Origin of the sequence: Pseudoduganella flava, assembly GCF_007830495.1 — a bacterium.
In the GTDB taxonomy this organism is placed as follows: Bacteria; Pseudomonadota; Gammaproteobacteria; order Burkholderiales; family Burkholderiaceae_D; genus Rugamonas; species Rugamonas flava.
This window is the reverse complement of the sequence record NZ_VLKW01000005.1, coordinates 382,019-407,895: the sequence shown is the minus strand read 5'-3', so window position 1 is coordinate 407,895 and position 25,877 is coordinate 382,019. Positions and strand designations below refer to the sequence as shown.

The window sequence follows — 25,877 nt, the reverse complement described above, 5'->3', positions numbered from 1 at the left end:
GCCGCAAGCCGCCTCGTCAAACGACCATCAAACGGGATTCACATGAACAAAGGCCACTTTACGGGCCAGGGCGTCCTATTGCCCGCGCTTTTCGCTTGCAGCCTTGGCGCCGCGCAGGCGCAGGAAACGGCTGCAGGGGAAGCGCCGGCCGCACAGCTGACGGCCAACGCCAGCGTCGTGTCGCAATACGTGTCGCGCGGCGTGCGGCAGACGTGGGGCAAGCCGGCCGCGCAGGCCGGCGTCGATTACGTGCACCCGAGCGGCTGGTCCGCCGGCACGTGGGCATCGACGATCAGCGACCGCTTCGTGGAAAAGGGCACCGTGGAATGGGACCTGTACGGCGGCTACGGCGGCGCGGTCGGCGACATCGGCTACAGCGTGCTGGCCTACTACTACAAGTACCCGGGCGCCGTGATCAGTGCGACGGGCACCAAGTTCGATTACGCGGAACTGTCGTTCGGCCTGACGTACAAGATGGCCTACGCGAAGTACAACCGCACGGTGACGCGCGACTTCTTCGGCATCACGAACGCCCGCGGCACCGGCTACCTGGACGTCGGCGTCAACCCGGAACTGGGCAACGGCTGGACGCTGAACCTGCACGCGGGCGACGGCCGCGTGGCCGGCGCCGGCAACGACATCTGGAACTGGCGCGACGCGAAGGCCGGCGTGACGAAGACGCTGGGCGGCGGCTGGAGCGCGTCGGCCGCGCTGACGCGCGCCTGGGGCAAGACGGACATCTACAAGACCTACACGACCGGCATGCCGAACGGCGCCGGCATCGTCGAGTATTCGAACGTGGCGAAGGCGACCTTTGTCGTCGCGGTGACCCGCACCTTCTAAGGAGAACGATATGACGCAAGCAAAGGAACGCCGCGGGATGTCGCTGAACGCCCGCATCTGCGCGGCCGCCACGACGCTGGTGGTGCTGAGCCTGGCCATCACGGCGGCCGTGACGGGCCTGCGCAGCCGCGACAGCGCGGAGGACGCTTCGATGCAGCTGGCGCGCACGCAGGCGGCCGAAGCGGCCGATGCGCTGCAAAGCCGCATCAACAGCAACCTGGCCGCCGTCGTCACGCTGGGCGGCAGCGTGCGCAACACGCTGGCGGCGAAGCACGCGCTGGACCGCGACCAGGTGGGCGAACTGACCAAGGCCATCCTCTCCGGCTCGCGCGACCTGATCGGCGGTGCGGTGACGATGGAACCGAACGCGCTGGACGGCAAGGATGCCGAGTTCGCGAACCAGGCGCCGCGCTTCGATGCGACCGGCCGCTACATGCCGTACTACACCCGCAAGGCCGATGGCGGCGTGCTGATCGAACCGATCGTGTTCGGCACCGCGCCGGGCGCCAATGACTGGTACGACATCCCGAAGAAGACGCAGAAGCTGTTCTTCACGGAGCCGTACGCGTACCCGATCAACGGCAAGGACGTGCTGATGGCATCGCTGGTGGCACCGATCGTCATCGACGGCAAGGTGCAGGGCGTGGCCAGCGCGGACTTCGCGCTGACGACGCTGACCGACATCCTGGCGCACATGAAGACGGTCGAATCGGGCCAGCTGTCGCTGGTGTCGAGCGGCGGCCTGTATGCAAGCCATCCGGAAGCTGCCCGCAACGGCAAGAAGGCGGACGATATGCCAGCGGCGGCGCTGCAGGCAATCGGTGCCGGCAAGCCGTATCAGTACGAGGAAGCGGGCATGGTGCATTTGCTGCAGCCACTGCACCTGCACGACGACATCGCGCCGTGGGCCGTGCGCCTGACGTTCCCGAAGAGCGTGGCGACGGCGCCCGCGCGCGACCTGCTGCTGTTCACGGTGATCGTGTCGGCGCTGTGCGCCGTCGCGGCGGGCTTCGTGATGGTGTGCGTGCTGCGCCGCCTGACCCGCCCGGTGCGCGACCTGGCCCGCACGATGACGCAGCTGGCCGGCGGTAACGCCGACCTGTCGAAGCGCCTGAAAGTGCGCGGCAACGATGAACTGGCCGTGATCGGCACTGGCTTCAACCAGTTCGTCGCGAAGATCGAGCAGGTGCTGGCCCGCGTGCGCGACAGCGCCGACAGCGTGGCGGCGGCCAGCGGCGAGATCAGCCAGGGCAACCTGGACCTGTCCGGCCGCACCGAGCAGCAGGCCAGCGCGCTGCAGCAGACCGCAGCGTCGATGGAAGAGCTGACCAGCACCGTGCGCCAGAACTCCGAGAACGCGACGCAGGCGCGCGAACTGGCCGCCAACGCATCGGATGTGGCAACGCGTGGCGGCGCCGTCGTCGCCCAGGTGGTCGATACGATGGCGGCGATCAACGCTTCGTCGAACAAGGTGGTGGACATCATCTCCGTCATCGACGGCATCGCGTTCCAGACCAATATCCTGGCGCTGAACGCGGCCGTGGAAGCGGCCCGGGCGGGCGAACAGGGCCGCGGCTTCGCGGTCGTCGCCAGCGAAGTGCGCAACCTGGCACAGCGCAGCGCCAGCGCGGCGAAGGAGATCAAGGCGCTGATCGGCGACTCCGTGCAGCAGGTCGAGCGCGGCAGCACGCTGGTGCACGACGCCGGCACGACGATGGACGAAGTGGTGGGCAGCGTGCGCCGCGTGGCGGACATCATCGCCGAGATCGCGTCCGCGAGCGCCGAGCAAAGCGGCGGCATCGGCCAGGTGAACCAGGCGATCGGCCAGATGGACGGCGTGACGCAGCAGAACGCCGCCCTCGTCGAAGAAGCGGCCGCCGCGGCCGAAAGCCTCAAGATGCAGGCCGCCGTGCTGGTGTCCCTGGTGGGCGAGTTCCACATCGGCGAGGCGGACGATGGCGCGTCCCTGGCTGTTCCGGCTCCGGCTCCGGCACCTGCCGCGGCCACGCCGGCGCCCGCCAAAGCCGCGGCCAAGCCGAAGGCCACGCTGGCCACGCCGGCAACACAAGCCGCCCAACCGGCCCGTTTCAAGGCAACGGCCGGCAAGCCGGTGACGGCCGGCGGCGACGAGTGGGAAGAGTTCTAACGAGCCGCTGTAACCGAGTTCTGTCTTGCCGCGTTCTCTCGCGGTATCCGGACCGTCAGCGGGCCGGTTCCACGGTGTCGCACGATGCCGCGGAGCCGGCCCGTTTGCTTTTCTCGGCTATATTGCTGTTTTTTTACAACATAGCACGCCGATGTCCGACACCCCCGCCGAACGGCGCGCCCGCGCCGTCCCGTGGCTGGTGGCTTGCGCGTTCTTCATGGAGAACCTGGACGCCACCGCGATCACCACGTCGCTCCCGCAGATGGCGGCCAGCTTCGGCACGCGGCCGGAACACCTGTCGATCGGCCTGTCCGCCTACCTCGTCGCGCTGGCCGCGTTCATTCCGGCCAGCGGCTGGCTGGCCGACCGTTACGGACCGCGCCGCGTGTTTGCCGCGGCGATCGGCGTGTTCACGTTCGCGTCGGTGCTGTGCGCACTGGCGCCATCGCTGGCCGCGTTCACGGCCGCGCGCGTGCTGCAGGGCATGGGCGGGGCGCTGATGGTGCCCGTCGGCCGGCTCGTCGTGCTGCGCAATACGCCGAAGGAGCACCTGGTGCGGGCGATCGCCACCGTCACCTGGCCGGGCCTCGCGGCACCGATCATCGGCCCGGCGCTGGGCGGCTTCATCACGGCCACGTGGAGCTGGCACTGGATCTTTCTTGTCAACGTGCCGCTGGCCGCCGCGCTGCTGGTGGCGGCGTGGTGGATCATCCCGTCCGCCGGGGCGGCGCCGCGGCCGTTCGACCTGCCGGGCTTCGCGGGCAGCGGCGCGGCCTGCACATTGCTGATGGTGGGTGTCGAACTGCCCGGTCACGGGCAGTGGATGGCGGCCGGGCTCACGCTGCTGGCCGGCGCCGCGCTGCTGTGGTGGTCGGCGCGGCACTTCCGCCGCGTGGCGGCGCCGTTGCTGGACCTGCGGCCGCTGGCCATCCGCACATTCGCCGTCACGGTGCGCGGCGGCTCGCTGGCGCGGATCGCGATCGGCAGTGCGCCGTTCCTCGTGCCGCTGATGCTGCAACTGGCGTTCGGCCTGCCCGGCACGACGGCCGGCATGCTGCTGTTGGCCCTCTTTGCCGGCAACCTGGCGATGAAGCCGCGGACAAGCTGGGCGATGCGGCGCTTCGGCCTGCGCAATGTACTGGTGGGGAATGGGATGCTGCTGGCCGTGGGGTTCTGGCTGTGCGCATTGCTGCGAGTGGACACGCCGCTTCCGGCGGTGGCCGCCGTGCTGTTCTTCTGCGGTGCCAGCCGCTCGATGCAGTTCACGGCGCTGAACACGATCGCGTTCGCCAACGTGCCGCCACCGCAGATGAGCGGCGCGTCGACGCTGTTCTCCGTGCTGGCGCAGGTGAATGCGGGGCTCGGCATCGCGGCCGGCGCGCTGCTGTTGAAGGTGGCCGAACTGGCCGGGTGGGGCCATGAACCCGCCGCCTTCCGCTTCGCGTTGGGCGCGATGGGGCTCGTCGCCCTGGCGGGCGTCGTCGACAGCCTGCGCCTGCCGGCCGATGCCGGGGCGCAGGTGGTTGGAAGGTAAGCCGTCAGCGCATCAGGCCTGCGCTGGCTTGCGCGGCAGCAGCTTGGTGGCCGCGAACGCGGCGCCGGCAATGCCGAGCACCATCGCCATCGTGCTGCCGGAGAAGCCGACCGCCGTGTTGGCGGCGATCCTGCCGGCCTGCGGCGTGACGAGCTGCAGGCGCCGGCGCGTCATCTCGGCACCCAGCTCACTGAGGCGCTCGCGCGGCAGCTTGCGCTCCGCATCGGGCAGCAGCACCGTTTCCTCGTCCGCCACGTGGTGCATCACGTCGCGCATCAGTTCATGCATCAATTCGTCATGCTTTGCCTCGGTCGGCTTGGTGGCGCGCAGCTGCGCGATCACGCGGCGCATGTCGTTGTGTTCCGGCTCGGCTTTCAGCATCGTCGGGTCGGTGCCTTCCAGCTGCCGCATCACCGGGTAGAAGATTTCCTCTTCCAGCGTGGCGTGGATTTCCAGGGCGGTGCAGATGGTTTCCGCAAGCGCCTTCTTCACTTTCGGCTTCTGCGACGTCGTGTACTGGTGGAACGTCACCAGCACGTGCGAGTGGTCGAAGCGGATCATGTCGGTAATCGTCGGGCTGAGCTTGTTCAGTGAAAACATGTTCTTCTCCTTGTGGGTTCCGGCAACAGCCCATCTTAGCCGCGGCGCCGCGTTGCTTGCGTAGGAATAGCCCTCAGTGTGCTGTCGGCGCATTGCGCACAAACGGCAGGGGACGGGTTATAGTTCACTACAGAACCCGCCAGGAGCCGAGGATGAGATTCCAGCACCGCGCCCCCACGCGTAGTACGCTGCCCATGCAGGGAAGGGGGTGGCGCAGCCGCCGCCCGCTGACGCGCTTCGACGACCTGTTCCAGGACCATCCGCAGCCGATGTGGATCTACGACCTCGTCACGCTGCGCTTCCTGCGCGTCAACGCGGCCGCATGCAGCCATTACGGCTACTCGGAAGCGGAGTTCCTGCACATGACGATTCGTGACATCCGTCCGCCGGCCGAGCAGGCGAAGCTGCACGCCGACCTGGCGTCGTCGCCGGCGGCGCTGCCCCAATCGTCCGGCATCTGGACCCACCTGAAGCGCGACGGCCGGCCGATCTCGGTGCGCATCTCGTCGCACGCGCTGATCTACGAAGGGCGCCGCGCGCGCCTCGTGTTCGCGCTGGACGTGACGCAGCAGGTCGCGACGGAACGGGCGCTGTACAAGTCGCAGCAGCTGTACCGCAACCTGATCGACACGATGCCGCTGCAGGTGTTCTGGAAGGACCTGCAATTGCGCTACGTGGGCTGCAACCGCCTGTTCTCGCGCGCGGCGGGGCTGGACGACCCGGCCCGCGTCGTCGGCAAGCGCGACCAGGATTTTCCGTGGCAGCACGGCACGGGCGAACAGGCGGCCGAGGACCGCGCCGTGATCGCCACGGGCCAGCCGGTGCGCGAGCGCGAGCAGACGCTGGCCGGGCCGGATGGCCGCCAGCGCTGGCAACTGGTGAACAAGCTGCCGCTGTACGGGCAGAACGGCGAGATCGCCGGCCTGCTCGGCACGATCGAGGACATCACGGCGCGCAAGGAAGCCGAGGAGACGCTGCGCCTGCAAAGCCGCGCGCTCGATGCATCCGTCAATGCGATCCTGATCACGCACCGCATCGGCCGGGACGACGTGATCGCGTACGCCAACCCCGCGTTCGCGAAGATCTCCGGCTACGAGCTGGCCGAGGTGATGGGCAAGGATTGCCGTTTCCTGCAGGGCGGCGACCGCGAACAGGAAGGCTTGTACGCGCTGCGCGATGCGCTGCGCGCCGAGCGCGAAGTGACCGTCGTCCTGCGCAATTACCGCAAGGACGGCTCGCTGTTCTGGAACCAGCTGCACGTGGCGCCCGTGCTGGACGCGCACGGCGTGCGCACGCACTGGGTCGGCGTGATCAACGACATCACGGCGGCGATGCGCTACCAGCAGGAGCTGGAACACCAGTCGACGCACGATGCGTTGACGGGGCTGCCGAACCGCCACCTGTTCCAGGACCGGCTCGAACAGGCCATCGCCTATGCGTCCCGCTATGGTCACCAGCTGTGGGTCGTCGTGCTGGACCTGGACAACTTCAAGCTGATCAACGATACCCTGGGCCACGCCGTCGGCGACAGCCTGCTGCAGACGGTGGCGGCGCGGCTGCGCGGCGCGCTGCGCGATTCGGACACGGTGGCGCGCCTGGGCGGCGACGAATTCATCCTGCTGCTGCCGGACCAGCCGGGGCAGGGCGGCGCGACGCTGTCGCCGCGCACCGTGCAGACAGTGCTGGACGCCGTCAGCGCACCGATGCGCCTCGGTGCGCACGACCTGGCGCTGACGTGCAGCATGGGCGTCTCCGTCTATCCGCGCGACGGCGACACGGCGCCGGCCCTCTTCAAGCATGCCGACATCGCGCTGTACCGCGCCAAGGACGGCGGCCGCAACCAGCTGCAGTTCTACACCAGCGAGATGAATGCGCGGGTGACCGAGCGCACGCTGATCGAGGGCCACCTGCGCAATGCGCTGAGCCGGGGCGAGTTCGTGCTGTACTTCCAGCCCCGCATCGATTGCCTGACGGGGCGCGTGGCCGGCCTGGAAGCCTTGATCCGCTGGCTGCAGCCGGAGCTGGGCCTGGTGCAGCCGGACCGCTTCATCGGCGTGGCCGAGGAGACGGGCCGCATCGTCGAAATCGGCGAGTGGGTGCTGGTCGAGGCCTGCCGGCAGGCGCGCGCGTGGCAGGATGCGGGCTTGCCGCGGATACCCGTCGCCGTCAACGTGTCGGCACGGCAGTTCCGCCAGGCCGGCTTCGTGCAGGAAGTGTTCGGCGCGCTGGAAGCGGCCGGCCTGCCGGCGCAATACCTGGAACTGGAGCTGACGGAATCGCTGATGATGCAGAACGTCGATGGCGTCATCGCCGCGATGCGGCAGCTGAAGGAGGGCGGCGTGCGGCTGTCGATCGACGACTTCGGCACCGGCTATTCAAGCCTGTCCTACCTGCGCCGCTTCCCGCTGGACTACCTGAAGATCGACCGCAGCTTCGTGCGCGACATGTTGCACGATAAGCCGGGCGAGGCGATCGTCCGCTCGATGATCACGCTGGGCCACAGCCTCGGTTGCCGGATCATCGCCGAAGGCGTCGAGACGCGCGACCAGCTGGGCTACCTGACCCGCGAAGGCTGCGACGAGATCCAGGGGTTCCTGTGCAGCCGGCCCGTGCCGGTCGAGGCGGCTGCCGAGATGCTGCACGCGGAATCGTGAGGGGCCGCTTACGGTTTCACCGCGCGCAGGCCGCCGGTGAGCGCAGTCGTCCACGCCTCGGTCATCATCGTGAACGCCTGCTGGTGGGCGCCGCACAGCTGCAGGAAGGTGCGCTGCTGCACCTCGGCGGCGTTCTGCGCCAGCGCGACGACGCTGCGCTGCGCCGCCTCCATTGCCGCATGCGCCGTCTGCTGCTGGACGATGCGGCCGGTGCTCGTCCATAATTCCTGGAATGCGTTCTGCAGCGGCGTCGCATAGGCGTTGTGCAGCCGCGCCACGATGTCGACCAGCGGCGGCGCGCTCGGTGTGGCGCCCGGGAACGTGAACTGGAACGTGGTGGTATTCATGAGTTTCCCTCCAGATAGCGTGAATGGAATGCTGCAGTGCCGCACGGTACAGGGAAAGTATAGGCAAAGGGCGGCGAACGCGCTGTCCTGTTGGCCGCCACGACGAAGGAGATCAAGCAATGAAGACGCAGTACTACTCGGCGGCCAGCCTGGACGGCTATATCGCCACCGAAGACGACTCGCTGGACTGGCTGTTCGCCCTCGGCAGCCTGGGCGAATCGAGCTATTCCGACTTCATTGCCGGCGTCGGCGCGCTGGCGATGGGCGCCACCACGTACGAATGGGTGCTGCGTCACAGCGCGGCGGTGATCGCCGAAACCGGCTCGCCGTGGCCGTACGCGCAGCCGGCCTGGATCTTCACGCACCGCACGCTGCCGGCGATCGACGGCGCCGACATCCGCTTCGTGCAGGGCGACGTGGCGGCCGTGCATGCGCAGATGCGCGCGGCGGCGGGCGACAAGAACCTGTGGGTGGTCGGCGGCGGTGAACTGGCCGGGCAGTTCCTCGACGCGGGCCTGCTGGACGAGCTGATCGTGCAGGTCGGTTCCGTCACGCTGGGCGGCGGCAAGCCGCTGCTGCCGCGTCGCTTGCTGCCGCCGGTGCTGCGCCTGACGTCGGCGCGACAGATGAGCGCGGGCATGGTGGAACTGCGCTACGACATCCAGAAGTAACGTGTGCAAGCGGCGCCACGCCGCATCGACAAGGAGAAGGCGATGCTGGAAGCGGACCTGAAGCTGGACAATGGGCACACGCTGCATTACTACGACCAGGGAGCACGGGACAGCGATGCGCTCGCGGTGTTCTGGCTGCACGGCACGCCGAACATCGGGCGCCCGCCCGAGCCGCTGTTTGCCGAAGGCGCCCGGCTCGGCATACGCTGGCTGGGCTACGACCGGCCGGGCTACAGCGGCTCGACCCGGCGGCCGGGCCGCGACATCGCATCGGCCGCGACGGATGTGGCGCGCATCGCCGACGTCCTCGGCATCGAGCGCTTCGCCGTGATGGGCCATTCGGGCGGCGGACCGCATGCGCTGGCCTGCGCGGCGCTGCTGCCGGACCGGGTGGAGGCAGCCGTCAGCGGCGCCGGCCTGGCGCCCTACAACGCGGCGGGCCTGGACTGGTTTGCCGGCATGCGTCCGTCCGGCGTGGCGGGCCTGCGCGCGGCGCTGGCGGGCCAGGATGCGAAGGCCGCGTACGAAGCGGCCAAGCCGGAATTCGATCGCGAGATGTTCACCGGCGCCGACTGGGCCGCGCTGGCGGGGCCGTGGGGCTGGTTCGAGAGCGTGGTCCAGCCGGCGATCGTGGCCGGCCCGGACGGCCTGATCGACGACGACATCGCGTACGTAACGCCATGGGGTTTCGACTGCACGGCGATCACCCGGCCCGTGCTGCTGCTGCACGGCGGCGCGGACCGGCTCGTGCCGCACAGCCATTCGGCGTGGCTGGCACGGCGCTGCCCGACGGCCGAGCTGTGGGACCAGCCGGATGACGGGCATATCTCGGTGCTGAGCAATGCGCCGCGGGCGCTGGAGTGGCTGCGCAGGCAGGGGTAGCGTCAATAAGCGGGGCATTACCGATGCCGCCGAGCTGGAAGCGGTCGAGATCGACTTGACGCTTGCGCGCCTCGAAGAGTTCGAGCCCGATTTCGATGACATATCGTTCACTGCCCTGAAGGCGATTCATCGACACCTTTTTCAGGATATCCCGGCAAGCAATTAAAAAGCGCTGTCACCCGAGCTTGTGGAATGGCCATCGCGCTGTACGGATGTCGCTCCCTCCTGTCGTCATCCATGCCATGGAGGTGGGCAGCCGAACGATTCCACAAGCTGAGGTGACAGCGCGAAAAAAAAAAGCGGCGAGCTCGCAGCTCGCCGTTTCTATTGACACGCAGCCGTTCAGTCCCTGATCTCCAGCGCCCGGTTCACCGACAGGGCCGCCAGCGAGCCGACCGCGCCGGACAGCAGGTACAGGCTCACATAGCCGAGTCCGAAGTGCGCCGACAGGCCCAGTGCGACCAGCGGGGCGAAAGCGGCGCCCACGAGCCAGGCCAGGTCGGACGTCAGCGCGGCGCCCGTGTAGCGGTGGCGCGCGGCGAAGTTCGCCGTCACGGCGCCGGCGGCCTGGCCATACGACAGGCCCAGCAGGCCAAAGCCGACGATGATGAAGATGTTCTGGCCCAGCTCACCGCCTTGCAGCAGGGTGGGCACGAAGCCCGAGAACACGGCGATCAGCGCGGCCAGCGTGCCGAGCGTCGTGCGGCGGCCGAAGCGGTCCGCGATCAGGCCGGAAGCGATCGTGCCGACGATGGCCAGCGCCGCGCCCCACATCTGCAGCACGAGGAAGTTGTCCAGCGCGCGGGTCGAGTACAGCTGCACCCACGACAGCGGGAACACCGTCACCAGGTGGAACAGCGCGTAGCTGGCCAGCGCGGCCAGTGCGCCGATGATCACGTTGCGGCCCTGCGTGTGCGACAGCTCGGACACGCTGACCGGCTCGAGCTCGCGCTCGTCCAGCAGCCGCGCATATTCCGGCGTGGAGACCAGGCGCAGGCGGGCGAACAGCGCGACGACGTTGATCGCGAACGCGACGAAGAACGGATAGCGCCAGCCCCAGTCGAGGAAGTCCAGCGCCGACAGGTTCGCGACCATGTAGGCGAAGATGCCGGCCGCGATCAGGAAGCCGGCCGGTGCGCCCAGCTGGCCCAGCATCGCATACCAGCCCCGCTTGTTCTGCGGCGCGTTCAACGCCAGCAGCGACGGCAGGCCGTCCCACGAGCCGCCCTGGGCGAGCCCCTGGCCGATCCGGAACAGCGCCAGCATCACGACAGCGGTCGTGCCGGCATCCGCGTACGACGGCAGGAACGCGATGCCGACGGTGGAGCTGCCGAGCAGGAAGAGGGCGCCCGTCAGCTTGCCTTCGCGCGAGAACTTCCTTTGCACCCACATGAAGAACAGCGTGCCGAACGGCCGAGCGATGAAGGCAAAGGAAAAGATGACAAATGAATACAGCGTCGCGTTCAGCCGGTCGTCGAACGGGAAGAACAGCGAAGGGAAGACGAGCACCGAGGCGATCGCGTAGACGAAGAAATCGAAATATTCGGATGCCCGCCCGATCACCACTCCGACCGCGATTTCGCCGGGATGAATTTCTCCATCGCGCGCATTAATGTTGCGTGCGCCGCTGCTGGTGGGACTTGGCTGATAATCCGCCGGGATGTTACTTCCGTCATAGGTAGTCGTTGCCATAATCGTCTCTCATGTCGTTTTGTTCACAAGTTCAAGCGAACGGACGGGAAACCTTGATGGAACCCCTGAAGACGACTTTGACCGAGCCCCGACGGACGGTGATACAGAACCTGCCAGCGGGGGTGAGACAAAGTGTCCAATTCCATTTCGCATGCCTGTGACGGTACAGTAGCATGTTCTCAATCCTCTGTAGCGCACATAACTTAATGAAATCATCAATTGTTCGCAGTGGACTGGGTCTTCTCACCATGTTGTGGCTCACCGGCTGCAATACGGTGGTGTTGAATCCGTCCGGTGATATCGCGGCGCAGCAGGCCCATCTGGTAATGGTCTCCGTTTACCTGATGCTGCTGATCGTCGTTCCCGTCATTGTCCTGACGCTGTGGTTCGCATGGCGTTATCGTAAGAGCAACACCGCGGCGAAGTACGATCCCGACTGGGATCACTCCACCAAGCTGGAGCTCGTGATCTGGGGCGTGCCCCTGCTGTTGATCATCGTGCTGGGCCTGATCACCTGGATCAGCACCCACCTGCTCGACCCTTACCGTCCGCTGCAGCGCATCGACGATAAGCGTCCGATCCCGGCCGGTGTCCAGCCGCTGGAAGTGCAGGTCGTGGCACTGGACTGGAAGTGGCTGTTCATCTATCCGGAGCAGGGCATCGCCACCGTGAATGAACTGGCAACGCCGATCGACCGGCCGATCAAGTTCCGCCTGACGTCGTCGACCGTGATGAATGCCTTCTACATCCCCGCGATGGCCGGCATGATCTACACGATGCCGTCGATGGAAACCCAGCTGAACGCAGTGATGAACAAGGTTGGCACGTACGACGGCTTCTCGTCGAACTACAGCGGCGCCGGCTTCACGCACATGAAGTTCAAGTACCACGCGATGAACGATGCTGACTTCAATGCCTACGTGGCGAAGGTGAAGGCCGGCGGCGGTTCGCTCGAGCGTTCCGAATACCTGCAGCTGGCCAAGCCCAGCGAGAAGGACCCGGTACGCCGCTGGGCCTCGGTCGACGGCACGCTGTACAGCGCGATCCTGAACCTATGCGTCGAGCCGGGCACGAAGTGCATGGCGCAGACGATGCACGAGGATGCGCAGCGCAACAGCAAGCACCACGCCCACGAGGCGGCGCGCAAGCAGGGCGCCAGCGAAGTCGCCCGCCTGGCGCAGGCCGAAGCGGAAGTCTGCGAGACGCCCGCACAGAAGTCCACCCTTACGATGAAGAGTCACAATGCAAGCGTATCCAACTGAAACCGATCCGATCTTCGGCCGGCTGACTTGGGAAGCGATTCCGTTCCATGAACCGATTCTGCTCGCCACGTTCGCCGCGGTCGCCCTGGGCGGCCTCGCGCTGCTCGGCGCGCTGACCTACTTCCGCCTGTGGGGCTACCTGTGGAAGAACTGGTTCACCAGTATCGACCACAAGAAAATCGGCATCATGTACATGATCCTGGGTCTCGTCATGCTGCTGCGCGGCTTCGCCGACGCGCTGATGATGCGTGCCCAGCAAGCCATCGCCTTTGGCGACGGCGCCGGCTTCCTGCCGCCGCACCACTACGACCAGGTCTTCACCGCCCACGGCGTGATCATGATCTTCTTCGTGGCGATGCCGCTGGTGACGGGCCTGATGAACTACGTGGTGCCGCTGCAGATCGGCGCGCGCGACGTGGCATTCCCGTTCCTGAACAACTTCTCGTTCTGGATGACCGCGATGGGCGCCGTGCTGGTGATGGCGTCGCTGTTCGTCGGCGAGTTCGCCCGTACCGGCTGGCTGGCGTTCCCGCCGCTGTCCGGCATCCTCGCGTCGCCTGACGTCGGGGTGGACTACTACATCTGGTCGCTGCAGGTGGCCGGTGTCGGCACCTTGCTGTCCGGCGTGAACCTGATCGTCACGATCGTCAAGATGCGTGCCCCCGGCATGGACATGATGAAGATGCCGGTGTTCACGTGGACCGCGCTGTGCACCAACATCCTGATCGTCGCCGCCTTCCCGGTGCTGACGGCCGTGCTGGCCATGCTGGGCATGGACCGCCTGCTGGGCACGCACTTCTTCACGAACGAACTGGGCGGCAACGCCATGATGTACGTGAACCTGATCTGGATCTGGGGCCACCCGGAGGTGTACATCCTGATCCTGCCTTGCTTCGGCATCTTCTCGGAAGTCGTCGCGACGTTCTGCAACAAGCGCCTGTTCGGCTACACCTCGATGGTGTACGCGACCTGCGTGATCATGGTCCTGTCCTACCTCGTGTGGCTGCACCACTTCTTCACGATGGGTTCCGGCGCGTCGGTGAACTCGTTCTTCGGCATCACGACGATGATCATCTCGATCCCGACGGGCGCGAAGCTGTTCAACTGGCTGTTCACGATGTACCGCGGCCGCATCCGCTACGAACTGCCGATGATGTGGACCGTCGCCTTCATGGTTACGTTCACGATCGGCGGCATGACGGGCGTGATGCTGGCGATCCCGCCGGCCGACTTCGTGCTGCACAACTCGCTGTTCCTGGTGGCGCACTTCCACAACGTGATCATCGGCGGCGTGCTGTTCGGCCTGTTCGCAGGTATCAACTACTGGTTCCCGAAAGCGTTCGGCTTCAAGCTTGACGTCTTCTGGGGCAAGGTCTCCTTCTGGCTGTGGGTCGTGGGCTTCTACGTGGCGTGGATGCCGGTGTACGCACTGGGCTTCATGGGCGTGACCCGTCGCCTGAACGTGATCGAGGACGCGTCGATGGCGCCGTACTTCCAGATCGCCTTCCTGGGCGTGGTGATGATCGCCGGCGGTATCGGTGCGATGCTGCTGCAGTTCGCCGTGTCGTTCATGCGCCGCAAGCAGTTGCAGGACGTGACGGGCGACCCATGGGGCGGCCGTACGCTGGAGTGGTCGACGTCGTCGCCGCCGCCGGACTACAACTTCGCGTTCACCCCGGTCGTGCATGACAACGACACGTGGGCCGACATGAAGAAGAACGGCTACCAGCGTCCGTTGAAGGACTTCGTGCCGATCCACATGCCGGCCAACACGGGCGCGGGCTTCATCATCGCGGCACTGTCCGCCGTGATCGGCTTCGCGATCATCTGGCACATGTGGATCCTGACCGGCCTCGCGTTCGTCGCAATGCTGGTGGTGATCATCGTCCACACGTTCAACTACAAGCGCGATTACTACATTCCGGCGGACGAAGTGACCCGCACGGAAGACCGCCATACCGCTCTGCTGGGAAGCCATGTCTGATATCTCTGTAACCTCCGCCGGCGCCGTGGGCGCCGATCCGAGCTCGCGCTACCTGGTGCGCGAGCATCATCCGGAAAACGGCACGATGCTGGGTTTCTGGATTTACCTGATGAGCGACTGCCTGATCTTCGCCTGCCTGTTCGCGACCTATGCCGTATTGGGTCGCAACTACGCCGGCGGCCCGGGCGGCGCCGAGCTGTTCGACCTGAAGCTGATCGCGCTGAATACGGCGTTCCTGCTGTTCTCGTCGATCACGTACGGCTTCGCGATGCTGTCCGCGAAGGTGAAGAACCAGTCCGCCACGTTGCTGTGGCTGGCCATCACGGGCCTGTTCGGCCTGGCCTTCCTCAGCGTGGAACTGTATGAGTTCAACCACCTGATCCACGAAGGCGCGGGCCCGCAGCGCAGCGGCTTCCTGACGTCGTTCTTCGCGCTGGTCGGCACCCACGGCCTGCACGTGACGTTCGGTGCGATCTGGCTGGTGACGTTGATGGTCCAGATCGGCAAGCACGGCCTGAACCCGGTCAACCTGCGCCGCCTGAACTGCCTGTCGCTGTTCTGGCACTTCCTGGACGTGATCTGGATCGGCGTGTTCACCTTTGTCTACCTGATGGGAGTCCTGCCATGAGCGAGCACAATCACCACCACGGTCATGGCGACCACGGCCACGACCACCACGATGACCACCACGATGGCTCCGCCATCCATGGTTCGATGAAGGATTACGTGATCGGTTTCATCCTGTCCGTGATCCTGACGGCGATCCCGTTCTACCTGGTGATGAACCACGTGATCGAAAGCCCGGCCACCACCGGCTTCGTGATCCTCGGTTTCGCCGCCGTGCAGATGGTCGTGCACATGGTCTACTTCCTGCACATGAACAGCAAGTCGGAAGGCGGCTGGAACATGCTGGCGTTGATCTTCACCGTGATCATCGTCGTCATCACCCTGGCCGGCTCGATCTGGGTCATGTACCACATGAACAAGAACATGATGCCGAACATGCCGCACGTGACGACGCCGCAGCAGCTGCACGACATGCCATGAACGACGCGCCTTTCGGCGCAAAGGCAACGCCGCACGGTAACGAGGCGGCGCGCTTCAACGGGGCGCGCATCGCTCTCGCCGCCGCTGCGGCGTTTTTCTTTTGCGTTTTCGTTTCGCTGGGCACCTGGCAGGTCAAGCGCCTGCAATGGAAAGAGGACCTGATTGCTCGCGTCGAAGCGCGCGTGCATGCCGAGCCGGTAGCCGCGCCGCGCGCGGCCGAGTGGCCGCAGGTGACGGCCGCGTCGCACGAGTACCGCCGCGTGCGGGTGTCGGGCACGTTGTTGTACGGCCTGACCACGCGCGTGCAGACGACGACGGCGCTGGGCATCGGCTTCTGGTTGATGACGCCAATGTGCACCGAGGATGGCATCGTGCTCGTCAACCGGGGCTTCGTGGCGCAGCAGGCGGGGGATTACGAGCGGGGGACGGCGCCGAAAGCGACCGCGCCGGTGTGCCCGGCTGCCGGGCCGCGTGTCGAGGTGACGGGTTTGCTGCGCCTGGCCGAACCGAAGGGCCGCATCCTGCGCGACAACGATCCCGCCCGCGACCGCTGGTACACCCGCGACATCGCCGCGATCGCCCAGGCCCGCGGCCTGGGCCCGGTGGCGCCGTACTTCGTCGACGCCGAAAAGGGCCAGGAACACGCCCAGGCGGGCGAGCAGGTCACCGCCGGCCTGACGGTGATCGCGTTCCCGAATAACCATCTTGCCTATGCGGGTACCTGGTTCGCTCTGGCAGCGATGGTCGCCGGCGGCTATTATCTCGTCCTGCGCTACGAACGCACGCGCAAGGCGAGAGGAATGGATGACAGGGAAGACTGAACCGCCCGAGCGGCTGGAACGGCGTCGGGCCGACGGCCGGCGCGAACGGGTGTCGGCCGCCGGGGTCGAATACGCGGCCGGCCACCAGAACATGATGCAGCTGATCCAGCTGCGCTGGATCGCCGTGTTCGGCCAGGTCGCCACGATCGTTGGCGCCACCTATGTGTACGGCATCCGCCTGCCGCTGGTGCCGATGCTGCAGGTGCTGGCGTGCCTGATCGCGTTCAACGTCGCCAGCCACCTGCGCTGGCACGAGGTGCGCTACGTCCGCAACACCGAGCTGTTCATGGCGCTGCTGGTCGACGTGGCGATCCTCACTTCGCAGCTGTACCTGTCCGGCGGCGCCACCAATCCCTTTGCCTTCCTCTATCTGCTGCAGGTGATCCTGTCGGCCGTGCTGCTGCGCCCACCGTATGCGTGGACGTTCGTGCTGATCACGGCCGCCTGCCTGGCCGGGCTGTCGCGCTACTACCTGCCGCTGCCGCTGGCAGTGGACCACGAGCGCGGCATCCTGTCGCTGTACGTGCAGGGCATGCTGATCTGCTTCATGCTCAATGCCGCGCTGCTGGTGTTCTTCATCACGCGCATCAATGCCAACCTGCGTGCCGGCGACGCCCAGCTGGCCAACCTGCGCCAGCGCGCGGCGGAGGAGGAACACGTCGTGCGTATGGGCCTGCTGGCGTCCGGCGCGGCGCATGAACTGGGCACGCCGCTGGCGACGCTGTCCGTCATCCTGGGCGACTGGAAGCGCATGCCGGAATTTACCGGCAACCCGGAGCTGCTGGAGGAAGTCGTCGAAATGCAGGCGCAGGTGCAGCGCTGCAAGGCGATCGTGTCCGGCATCCTGCTGTCGGCGGGCGAGGCGCGCGGCGAGTCGTCAGTGAAGACGACGCTGGCCACGTTCCTCGATGCGCTGGCGCAGGAATGGCGCACCAGCCGTCCGGTGCAGCACTTCGTCTACGACAGCCGGCTGGGCAGCGACCTGCCCGTGGTGTTCGACGAGACGCTCAAGCAAATGGTCTGCAATGTGCTCGACAACGCGCTGGAAGCGTCGCCCGGCTGGGTGCGCATGGAAGCGATGCGGGGTGGCGACGAGCTGACGCTGCGCGTCACGGACAAGGGGCCGGGCTTCGAGCCGGCGATCCTGGCGCAGATCGGCAAACCGTATAATTCCACCAAGGGCCGCCCCGGCAGCGGCCTGGGGCTGTTCCTCGTCGTGAACGTCGCCCGCACGCTGGGCGGCACCGTCAGCGCGCGCAACCTCGACGGCGGCGGCGCCGAAGTGGCGATCCGCCTGCCCGTATCGGCCATCGCCCTCGAGGGCGCCCCTGCCTCCACTGATGTTTGAAGCAATGACCCTGACGTAATGACCGAATCCCAACGCTGCCTGTTGATCGTCGAGGACGACGATGCCTTTGCCCGCACCCTCGGCCGCTCGTTCGAGCGGCGCGGCTACCATGTGCTGCATGCCGCCAACGTCGACGAAGCGGCCGCGCTGCTGGAGCACGACACGCCCGGCTACGCCGTGGTCGACCTGAAGCTGAAGGGCAATTCGTCGGGCCTGGCCTGCGTGCAGATGCTGCACCAGCACGACCCGGAAATGCTGATCGTCGTGCTGACCGGCTATGCGAGCATCAACACAGCCGTCGAAGCGGTCAAGTTGGGCGCCTGCCAATACTTGGCGAAACCATCCAACACGGACGACATCGAAGCCGCTTTCGCCCACGTGGCCGGCAACGCGGACGTCGAAGTGACGGGCCGCACCACCTCCGTCAAGACGCTGGAGTGGGAGCACATCCACGCGGTGCTGGCGGAAACGGAGTTCAACATCTCCGAAGCAGCCCGCCGCCTCGGCATGCACCGCCGCACCCTGGCCCGCAAGCTGGAAAAGCAGCGCGTGAAATGACCCCGTACGCCGCCGTCCAGCAATATTTCCAAAATTCGGGGACTGTCCCTCGTTTTTGGAAATTGTGTGGCGCCACAGCTGCACCGCTTCATATTCCCGCAGTTTTTCGCCGGCGATCGTGTCAATAGACGCGCGATCGCGACATTGGCTTTTGGGCAAGCGAAAAAGTTTCCAAAATCGAGGGACAGTCCCCTGTTGTAAAGCGACCAGCTCAGCTTTATGTAGTCCGACCTGTTGCCGCGATAGGACGACGCTATCGCACGGATCGCCAAATTGTCGTGCGTGGCACGGCAAAGGTCGCTACAATGATGTTGCCCCGACTCAACATTGATTGTTGCCGGGCGTACCGGTGCCCAAGCCATGCATCGCCAAATTCACGGCGCCCTCACGGGTGCATACCCTGATTTGACCGATGACCGCCCATAACGAAGCCGCGCGCATCGACGCGCTGCGCAAGCTGGACTTGCTGGACACCCCGCCTTCCGAGGCTTTTGACCGCATCACCCGCATGGCCGCGCGCCTGTTCGACTTGCCCATCGCCGCCGTGTCGCTGACCGATACGGACCGGCAGTGGTTCAAGTCGCGCGTCGGCGTCGCCCACTGCTCGATCCCCCGCGAAAAAGCGCCGTGCGACGGCGTCTGTTCGAGCGGCACGGTGCTCGTGATTCCCGACATCCTCGCCGACGAGTACTACCGCGACAGTGCGCTGGCTGCGACCGGCGCCCGCTTCTATGCCGGCGCGCCGCTCGTCACCCGCGAGGGCTATACGCTCGGCGCGATGTGCGTGCTGGGCATGGAGCCCCGGCAGATCCGCGCCGACGAGGCATCCCTGCTTGTCGACCTGGCCGCGATGGTGATGGCGCAAATCGAGCTGCAGCACGCGCTGGGCCGCATCGACCCGATCAGCGGCCTGCCGAACCGTAACCAGTTCATCGACGATCTCGGCGACATCGAACGCGACCGCCCCCGCGGCGAGCAGCGCCTCGCCGTGCTGGCCCACCTGGCCAGCCCCGCGCAGCTGGCCAATGCGGCGCGCGTGATGGGCTCGACGTACCTGGACACGATGGTCGGCGAGGCCGTGCGCTCGCTGCGCGCCGAGTTCGGGCTGGAAGCGAAGATGTACCAGGTGGCGGCCAGCCAGGTCGCCGTGCTGTTCCCGCCCGAGATGACGCTGGCGGCCTGCCGCACGCGGTTGCGCCGCTGGCTGGCCGGGCAGGGCGACTGGTCGACGTCGCGCTTCGTGACGACACCCGCCGTCGGCATCGCCCCGTTCGAACTGGGCCTGACCGCGGCGATGGACGTGCTGCGGATCGCCCAAAGCGCCGTGCACGACGCGTTCACCGCACCCCAGCAGATGGCCGTCTACTCGTGCGAGCAGGATGCCGCCTATCGCCGCCGCTTTACATTGCTGGGCGAATTCGGCCGCGCGCTGGAAGGCAGTGGCCAGCTGCGGCTCGTCTACCAGCCGCGCATCGACCTGGCCAGCGGCGGCTGTGTCGGCGCCGAGGCGCTGCTGCGCTGGCGCCACCCGGAACTGGGCGACGTGTCGCCGGGCGAATTCATGCCGGTGATCGAGCAGACGTCGATGGCCCGACCGACCACGGCGTGGGTCGTCGACGCCGCCTTGCGCCAGCTGCGCGCGTGGCAGGATGCCGGCATCGCGTTGACCTTGTCCGTCAACGTGTCGGCGCCGAACCTGCTGGAAGCGGACTTCGCCGACGTCGTCGCCGAGCGGCTGCTTGCGCACGGCGTGCCGGCCGCGCACCTGGAACTGGAGATCACGGAGACGACGGCGATGGAAAACTTCGCCGCCGCCGAACGCACGCTGGCGGCGCTGCACGCGGTCGGCGTGCGCATCGCGATCGACGACTTCGGCACCGGCTACAGCAGCCTGTCCTACCTGCAGAGCATCCCGGCGCACGTCGTGAAGATCGACCAGAGTTTCGTGCGCGGCATCGAGTCGGACGAGCGCAAGCGCGCCCTGGTCGCGGCGATGATCTCGCTGTCGCACGACCTGGGCTACCGCGTCGTTGCCGAAGGCGTCGAGACGGAAGGCGCGCGCGAGCTGGTGCGCGCCGCCGGCAGCGACGAAGCGCAAGGCTGGCTGTACGCGAAAGCGCTGGAAGTGGATGCATTCACGGCCTGGCATGCGACGCATTGACGCTCGGCACTGTTAGTAATTGATCAGGATCATGGTTCGCTAGGGAGGGGACGGCCTATAGTGGCGCTGCGCCCGCGTGTTGCGGCGCACAACGCATTTATCGACCATGGCCGAATTCACCGATACCACCCGCAAGCTCGCCGCGCTGCTGCTGGCCGGCGCCTTGTCCGCCTGCGCCGGGCCAGCCCAGCGGGTCGCCATGCCCGTGCCGCCGGAACGGTGGCCCGCCGACGCCGCTGACGACGGCGCCGCCGCCACGCCGCTCGACTGGCGCGACTACTTCGACCATCCCGCATTGCAGGCGCTGATCGCCCGCGGCCTCGCCTGCAACGGCGACGTGCGCACGGCCGCCGCCCGCGTACGCGAAGCGGCGGCGCTGGCCGGACTGCAGCACGCGAATCGTTTTCCCGCCATCGGCGCCGGCATCGACGTGCAGCGCAACCGGATTCCCCACGACCTGAGCCCTACCGGCCACGACCTGCTGAGCACCCAGTACCAGGCCGGCGTGCAGGTCAGCTGGGAAGCGGACCTGTGGGGCCGCCTGGCCGCGCTGGACGATGCGGCGCTGCAGGCATGGCTCGGCAGCGAGGCATCGCGCCGCGCGGTCGCGCTGGCGCTGATCGGGCAGGTCGCGGAGCGCTATCTGGCGCTGCGCGAACTGGACGAACGCATCGTGCTGGCCGAGCGCACGCTGGCCAGCCGCAATGCATCGCTGCGCATCTTCCGCCGCCGCGTGGAGGAGGGCGCCACGGCGCGCCTCGACCTCGCCCAGGTGCAGACCTTGCAAACCCAGGCCGAGGCCCTCGTCTCGCAGCTGCGCCAGCAGCGCGCGCTGCAGGCGCACGCGCTGGACGTGCTGACGGGCGGCGCCGGCGAACCGCCGCCGGAACAGGGCCGCTTCGACGACTTGCTGGTGCTGCGCCCGCTGGCGGCCGGCCTGCCGTCCGACGTATTGCTCGCCCGCCCGGACGTGGCGGCCGCCGAACGGCAGCTGCGCGCCGCGCGCTACCAGGTCGATGCGGCCCGCGCCGCGTTCTTCCCCCGCATCAGCCTCACGGGCAGCTACGGCAGCGCCAGCGCCCAGCTGGCGGGCCTGTTCGACAACGGCAGCCATGCATGGACGTTCGCGCCGACGCTGGCCCAGCCGCTCTTCGACTTCGGCCGCAACCGCGCCAACCTGGGCGCCGCCGAGGCCCGCACCGAGGCGGCGGTGGCCACCTACGACAAGACCATCCGCACCGCGTTTCGCGAAGTGGCCGATGCGCTGGCGTCGCGCCATCACCTGGCCGACCAGGTGCGCATCGGCGAGACGGCGCTGGCGGCGCAGCGCGAACGCGATCGGCTGGCGCGGCTGCGCTACGACAACGGCGCGACGACTTACCTGGAAGTGCTCGACGCGCAGCGCGACCTGCTGACGGCCGAACAGCAGCAGGTGCAGGTGCGCCGCGCGCTGCTGTCCGCGCAGGTCAGCCTGTATCTCGCACTGGGTGGCGGCAGCGGCGCCGTCGACACGGCGGCATGTACACAACAAGGACGGGATCATGGATAAGAAGAACGTGGTGCGCTGGCTCGTGATCGGCGCCGTACTGCTGGCTGGCGTGGTCGGCGTGGCGTGGGGCTGGCACCGCCTAGCTGCGCCGTCCGGGCCCGGCGCGGGCTTCATCAGCGGCAATGGCCGCATCGAGGCGACCGAGATCGACGTGGCGACCAAGCTGCCGGGCCGGGTGGCAGACATCCTTGTCGACGAAGGCACGTTCGTCAACGCCGGCCAGCCGCTGGCCGTGATGGACACCCAGTCGCTGCGCGCCCAGCGCGACGAAGCGGCCGCGCGCGCGCAGCAGGCCCGCGACGCGGTGGCGGGTGCCGAAGCCCAGTTGGCCGTGCGCCAGAGCGACCGCGCCGCCGCGGCGGCCGTCGTCGCCCAGCGCGAGAGCGAGCTCGATGCCGCGTCGCGCCGGCTGCGGCGTTCGACGACGTTGTCGGCCGACGGCGCCGCATCGGCCCAGGAAATGGACGACGACCAGGCCCGCGTGCGCGGCGTGAACGCGGCGCTGGCCGCGGCGCGGGCGCAGGAAAAGGCCGCGCAGGCGGCCGTCGCGGCGGCCCAGGCGCAGCTGGTCGGCGCCCGCTCGGCCGTGGTGGCGGCGCAGGCGACGACGGCGCGCATCGACGCCGACCTGGCCGACGCCACGTTGCTGGCGCCCCGCGCCGGCCGGGTGCAGTACCGCGTGGCGCAGCCGGGCGAGGTGCTGGGCAGCGGCGGCAAGGTGCTGAACCTGGTCGACCTGCGCGATGTGTACATGACGTTCTTCGTGCCGGAAACGGCGGCGGGCCGCATCGCACTGGGCAGCGAAGTACGCATCGTGCTGGACGCGGCGCCCGGCATCGTGATCCCCGCGCGCGTGTCGTTCGTCGCCAGCACGGCGCAATTCACGCCGAAGACGGTGGAAACGGCCAGCGAGCGGCAGAAGCTGATGTTCCGCGTGAAGGCGCAGATCGATCGTGGGCTGCTGGAACGCCACCTGGCGCAGGTGAAGACGGGCGTGCCGGGCGTCGCCTGGCTGCGCACGGACCCGGCGCGGCCGTGGCCCGAGCAGCTGACGGTGCGCAAGGACCTGTGATGGAGCCGGTTGCCGCCGTCACGGGCCTGACCCTGCGCTACCGCGACGTGGCTGCCCTGGACGGCGTCGCGCTGGCCGTGCCGGCCGGGATCGTGGCCGGCATCATCGGGCCGGACGGCGTCGGCAAATCGAGCCTGCTGGCGGTGCTGGCCGGGGCGCGGCGGATCGGCGCGGGCGACGTGCGCGTGCTGGGCGGCGACATGCGTTCGCGCCGCCACCGCGCCGCCGTCTGCCCGCGCATCGCCTATATGCCGCAAGGGCTCGGGCGCAACCTGTATCCCACGTTGTCGGTGCGCGAGAACCTCGTGTTCTTCGCCCGCCTGTTCGGCCACGGCGGCGCCGAGCAGCGCCGCCGCATCGCGCTGCTCACCGATGCGACGGGGCTGGCGCCGTTCCTGGAACGGCCGGCCGGCCAGCTGTCCGGCGGCATGAAGCAGAAGCTGGGGCTGTGCTGCGCGCTGATCCACGATCCCGATTTCCTGATCCTCGACGAACCGACCACCGGCGTCGATCCGCTGGCCCGCGCCCAGTTCTGGGACCTGATCGGCGCGATCCGCGCCACGCGGCCCGCGTTGTCCGTGCTGGTCGCCACCGCCTACATGGACGAGGCGGCCCGCTTCGACTGGCTGGCGGCGATGGATGAGGGCCGCGTGCTGGCCACCGGCAGCCCCGCCGAACTGCTGGCGCGCACCGGTACGGCCAACCTGGAGGAAGCTTTTGTCGCGCTGCTGCCGGCCGAGCGCCGCGCCGGCCACCATGAGCCGGTCGCGCCGCCGCGCGGCGTCAGCGGTACCGAGGTGGCCATCGAGGCGCATGCGCTGACTTGCCGTTTCGGCGATTTCACGGCCGTCGACAACGTCAGCTTCCGCATCGGCCGCGGCGAGATCTTCGGCTTTCTCGGCTCGAACGGCTGCGGCAAGACGACGACGATGAAGATGCTGACAGGCCTCTTGCCCGCCACCAGCGGCACAGCCACGTTATTTGGCCAGCCGGCGCAGGGCGGCTCGGTGGCGATGCGCCGCCGCGTCGGCTACATGTCGCAGGGCTTTTCGCTGTACGGCGAGCTGACCGTGCGCCAGAACCTCGTGCTGCACGCGCGGCTGTTCGGCGTGCCGCCCGCCGACATCGCCGCCCGCTGCGACGAGATGGTCGCGCGCTTCGGGCTGGCCGACGTCGAAGCGGCGCTGCCGCCGCACCTGCCGCTGGGCGTGCGCCAGCGGCTGTCGCTGGCGGTGGCGATGGTGCACCGGCCGGACCTGCTGATCCTCGACGAGCCGACGTCCGGCGTCGACCCGGTCGCGCGCGACGCGTTCTGGCAGCTGATGCTGGAACTGGCGCGGCGCGACGGCGTGACGATCTTCATCTCGACTCACTTCATGAACGAGGCACTGCGTTGCGACCGGATCTCGCTGATGCACGCGGGCCGGCTGCTGGCCAGTGGCGCGCCGCAGGAGCTGATCGACGCACGCCATGCGGCCACGCTCGAAGAAGCCTTCATCGGCTACCTGAAGGATGCCGGCGGCAGCGGTACGCCGCCCGATCCGGAGGCGTTGCGGCCCGCGGTGGCGGGGGGGGCGCGGGGTGGCGGCGCGGGCCGGCTGCTGGCCTGGCTGCGGCGCGAGGCGCTCGAACTGCGCCGCGATCCGGTGCGCGCCACGCTGGCGCTGTGCGGCTCGCTGATCCTGCTGGTCGTGATCGGCGTGGGCATCAGCCTGGACGTGGACAGCCTGCGCTTCGCCGTGCTGGACCGCGACAACACGGCGCTGTCGCGCGATTACGCGCTGAACCTGGCCGGCTCGCACTACTTCGTCGAACGCCCCGCCCTGACGGACGAGGCGGAGCTGGACCGGCGCATGCGCTCCGGCGAACTGGCGCTGGCGCTGGAAATCCCGCCCGGCTTCGCGCGCGACGTGACGCATGGCCGGCCCGTGCAGATCGGCGCGTGGATCGACGGCGCGATGCCGATGCGCGGCGAGACGGTGCAGGCCTACGTGCAGGCGATGCACCTGCTGTGGCTGCAGCAGAAGGCGCAATACCGCTACGGGCTGACGCTGTCCAGCGCGGCCGGCATCGAAACGCGCTACCGCTACAACCCGGACGTGCGCAGCCTGCCGGCGATGGTGCCGGCCGTGATCCCGCTGTTGCTGCTGATGCTGCCGGCGATGCTGGCCGCGCTGGCCGTCGTGCGCGAAAAGGAGATGGGCTCGATCGTCAACCTGTACGTGACGCCGGCGCGGCGCGCCGAATTCCTGCTCGGGAAGCAGGTGCCGTACGTGCTGCTGGCGATGCTGAACTTCCTGCTGATGACGGCATTGGCGGTGACGGCCTTCGGCGTGCCCGTGCGGGGCAGCTTCCCGGCGCTGTGCCTGGCCGCACTGGTGTATGCGATCGCATCGACCGGCATCGGCCTGCTGTCCTCGACCTTCACGCGCAGCCAGATCGCGGCGATCTTCCTGACGATGATCGGCACGATGATCCCGGCGATCCAGTTCGCCGGGCTGCTGAACCCCGTCGCATCGCTTGAAGGCGTGGGCCGGGTCGTCGGCGCCGTCTACCCGGCGTCGCACATGCTGTCGATCAGCCGCGGTGTGTTCAACAAGGCGCTGGGCCTGGCGGACCTGGGCCCGGACTTCCTGGCGCTGGCGCTTGCCGCGCCCGTCATCGTCGGCGCGGCCATCGCGCTGCTGCCGAAACAGGAGCGTTGAC

At 67.8% G+C, this 25,877-nt stretch carries 20 protein-coding genes; 17 read left to right on the top strand and 3 right to left on the bottom strand.

Features of this window, described 5'->3' with window-relative positions:
• Positions 1–42: 42 nt before the first annotated feature.
• The 3 genes from IP92_RS15740 to IP92_RS15730 all read left to right on the top strand — a co-directional run bounded on the left by IP92_RS15740 (position 43) and on the right by IP92_RS15730 (position 4,523).
• A complete protein-coding gene (locus IP92_RS15740) occupies positions 43–843 on the top strand; it encodes a TorF family putative porin (RefSeq protein WP_145876539.1) in 801 nt (266 codons plus the stop codon).
• A 10-nt stretch (positions 844–853) separates the two neighbouring features.
• Positions 854–2,989 (top strand): methyl-accepting chemotaxis protein, encoded by a 2,136-nt coding sequence (locus IP92_RS15735; RefSeq protein WP_229418809.1) that lies wholly within the window; start codon positions 854–856, stop codon positions 2,987–2,989.
• A gap of 151 nt (positions 2,990–3,140) precedes the next feature.
• Entirely contained in the window at positions 3,141–4,523 is a 1,383-nt protein-coding gene (locus IP92_RS15730; protein ID WP_145876536.1) for an MFS transporter, read from the top strand.
• Positions 4,524–4,535: 12 nt separating this feature from the next.
• Here the strand turns inward: IP92_RS15730 and IP92_RS15725 are convergent, their stop codons facing one another.
• Entirely contained in the window at positions 4,536–5,123 is a 588-nt protein-coding gene (locus IP92_RS15725) for a hemerythrin domain-containing protein (RefSeq protein WP_145876534.1), read from the bottom strand.
• A 152-nt stretch (positions 5,124–5,275) separates the two neighbouring features.
• Here IP92_RS15725 and IP92_RS15720 point away from each other — a divergent pair, with 152 nt between their 5' ends.
• Positions 5,276–7,777, top strand: coding sequence for a sensor domain-containing protein (locus IP92_RS15720; protein WP_145876532.1), 2,502 nt, complete (start codon positions 5,276–5,278; stop codon positions 7,775–7,777).
• Positions 7,778–7,785: 8 nt separating this feature from the next.
• On the opposite strand, the gene IP92_RS15715 is transcribed toward IP92_RS15720, so the two are convergent.
• Positions 7,786–8,124 (bottom strand): hypothetical protein, encoded by a 339-nt coding sequence (locus IP92_RS15715; protein WP_145876529.1) that lies wholly within the window; start codon positions 8,122–8,124, stop codon positions 7,786–7,788.
• A gap of 119 nt (positions 8,125–8,243) precedes the next feature.
• Between IP92_RS15715 and IP92_RS15710 the strand changes: the two genes are divergently transcribed.
• Both IP92_RS15710 and IP92_RS15705 read left to right on the top strand, forming a co-directional pair.
• Positions 8,244–8,795, top strand: coding sequence for a dihydrofolate reductase family protein (locus tag IP92_RS15710; protein WP_145876527.1), 552 nt, complete (start codon positions 8,244–8,246; stop codon positions 8,793–8,795).
• Positions 8,796–8,798: 3 nt separating this feature from the next.
• Positions 8,799–9,677 (top strand): alpha/beta fold hydrolase, encoded by an 879-nt coding sequence (locus IP92_RS15705; RefSeq protein ID WP_229418808.1) that lies wholly within the window; start codon positions 8,799–8,801, stop codon positions 9,675–9,677.
• Positions 9,678–10,019: 342 nt separating this feature from the next.
• On the opposite strand, the gene IP92_RS15700 is transcribed toward IP92_RS15705, so the two are convergent.
• Positions 10,020–11,369: an MFS transporter gene (locus tag IP92_RS15700; RefSeq protein WP_145876524.1), complete on the bottom strand. Its 1,350-nt coding sequence runs from the start codon at positions 11,367–11,369 to the stop codon at positions 10,020–10,022.
• A 206-nt stretch (positions 11,370–11,575) separates the two neighbouring features.
• Here IP92_RS15700 and cyoA point away from each other — a divergent pair, with 206 nt between their 5' ends.
• The 11 genes from cyoA to rbbA all read left to right on the top strand — a co-directional run bounded on the left by cyoA (position 11,576) and on the right by rbbA (position 25,876).
• Complete coding sequence (cyoA, locus tag IP92_RS15695) at positions 11,576–12,631, top strand: ubiquinol oxidase subunit II (protein ID WP_145876521.1); 1,056 nt, start codon at positions 11,576–11,578, stop codon at positions 12,629–12,631.
• Complete coding sequence (gene cyoB / locus IP92_RS15690; RefSeq protein ID WP_145876519.1) at positions 12,612–14,615, top strand: cytochrome o ubiquinol oxidase subunit I; 2,004 nt, start codon at positions 12,612–12,614, stop codon at positions 14,613–14,615. The genes cyoA and cyoB overlap by 20 nt, the downstream gene beginning before the upstream one ends.
• On the top strand, positions 14,608–15,243 hold the full coding sequence (gene cyoC / locus IP92_RS15685) for a cytochrome o ubiquinol oxidase subunit III (protein ID WP_145876517.1): 636 nt from the start codon (positions 14,608–14,610) through the stop codon (positions 15,241–15,243). The genes cyoB and cyoC overlap by 8 nt, the downstream gene beginning before the upstream one ends.
• The gene (gene cyoD / locus IP92_RS15680) at positions 15,240–15,662 is read left to right on the top strand and encodes a cytochrome o ubiquinol oxidase subunit IV (protein WP_145876515.1); all 423 of its coding nucleotides are present in this window, start codon (positions 15,240–15,242) and stop codon (positions 15,660–15,662) included. The genes cyoC and cyoD overlap by 4 nt, the downstream gene beginning before the upstream one ends.
• Positions 15,659–16,483, top strand: a complete 825-nt coding sequence (locus IP92_RS15675) for an SURF1 family protein (protein WP_145876513.1) — start codon at positions 15,659–15,661, stop codon at positions 16,481–16,483. The genes cyoD and IP92_RS15675 overlap by 4 nt, the downstream gene beginning before the upstream one ends.
• Positions 16,467–17,831 carry an ATP-binding protein gene (locus tag IP92_RS15670; protein WP_145876511.1) on the top strand — a complete coding sequence of 455 codons (1,365 nt, stop codon included), beginning with the start codon at positions 16,467–16,469 and terminating at the stop codon, positions 17,829–17,831. The genes IP92_RS15675 and IP92_RS15670 overlap by 17 nt, the downstream gene beginning before the upstream one ends.
• An 18-nt stretch (positions 17,832–17,849) precedes the next feature.
• Positions 17,850–18,389, top strand: coding sequence for a response regulator transcription factor (locus tag IP92_RS15665; protein WP_145876508.1), 540 nt, complete (start codon positions 17,850–17,852; stop codon positions 18,387–18,389).
• Positions 18,390–18,801: 412 nt separating this feature from the next.
• Positions 18,802–20,550, top strand: coding sequence for a putative bifunctional diguanylate cyclase/phosphodiesterase (locus tag IP92_RS15660; RefSeq protein ID WP_145876506.1), 1,749 nt, complete (start codon positions 18,802–18,804; stop codon positions 20,548–20,550).
• Positions 20,551–20,656: 106 nt separating this feature from the next.
• On the top strand, positions 20,657–22,099 hold the full coding sequence (locus IP92_RS15655) for an efflux transporter outer membrane subunit (protein ID WP_145876504.1): 1,443 nt from the start codon (positions 20,657–20,659) through the stop codon (positions 22,097–22,099).
• Complete coding sequence (locus tag IP92_RS15650; protein WP_145876503.1) at positions 22,092–23,171, top strand: HlyD family secretion protein; 1,080 nt, start codon at positions 22,092–22,094, stop codon at positions 23,169–23,171. The genes IP92_RS15655 and IP92_RS15650 overlap by 8 nt, the downstream gene beginning before the upstream one ends.
• Positions 23,171–25,876: a ribosome-associated ATPase/putative transporter RbbA gene (gene rbbA / locus IP92_RS15645; protein WP_145876501.1), complete on the top strand. Its 2,706-nt coding sequence runs from the start codon at positions 23,171–23,173 to the stop codon at positions 25,874–25,876. Before IP92_RS15650 ends, rbbA begins: the two co-directional genes overlap by 1 nt.
• Position 25,877 lies beyond the last annotated feature (1 nt).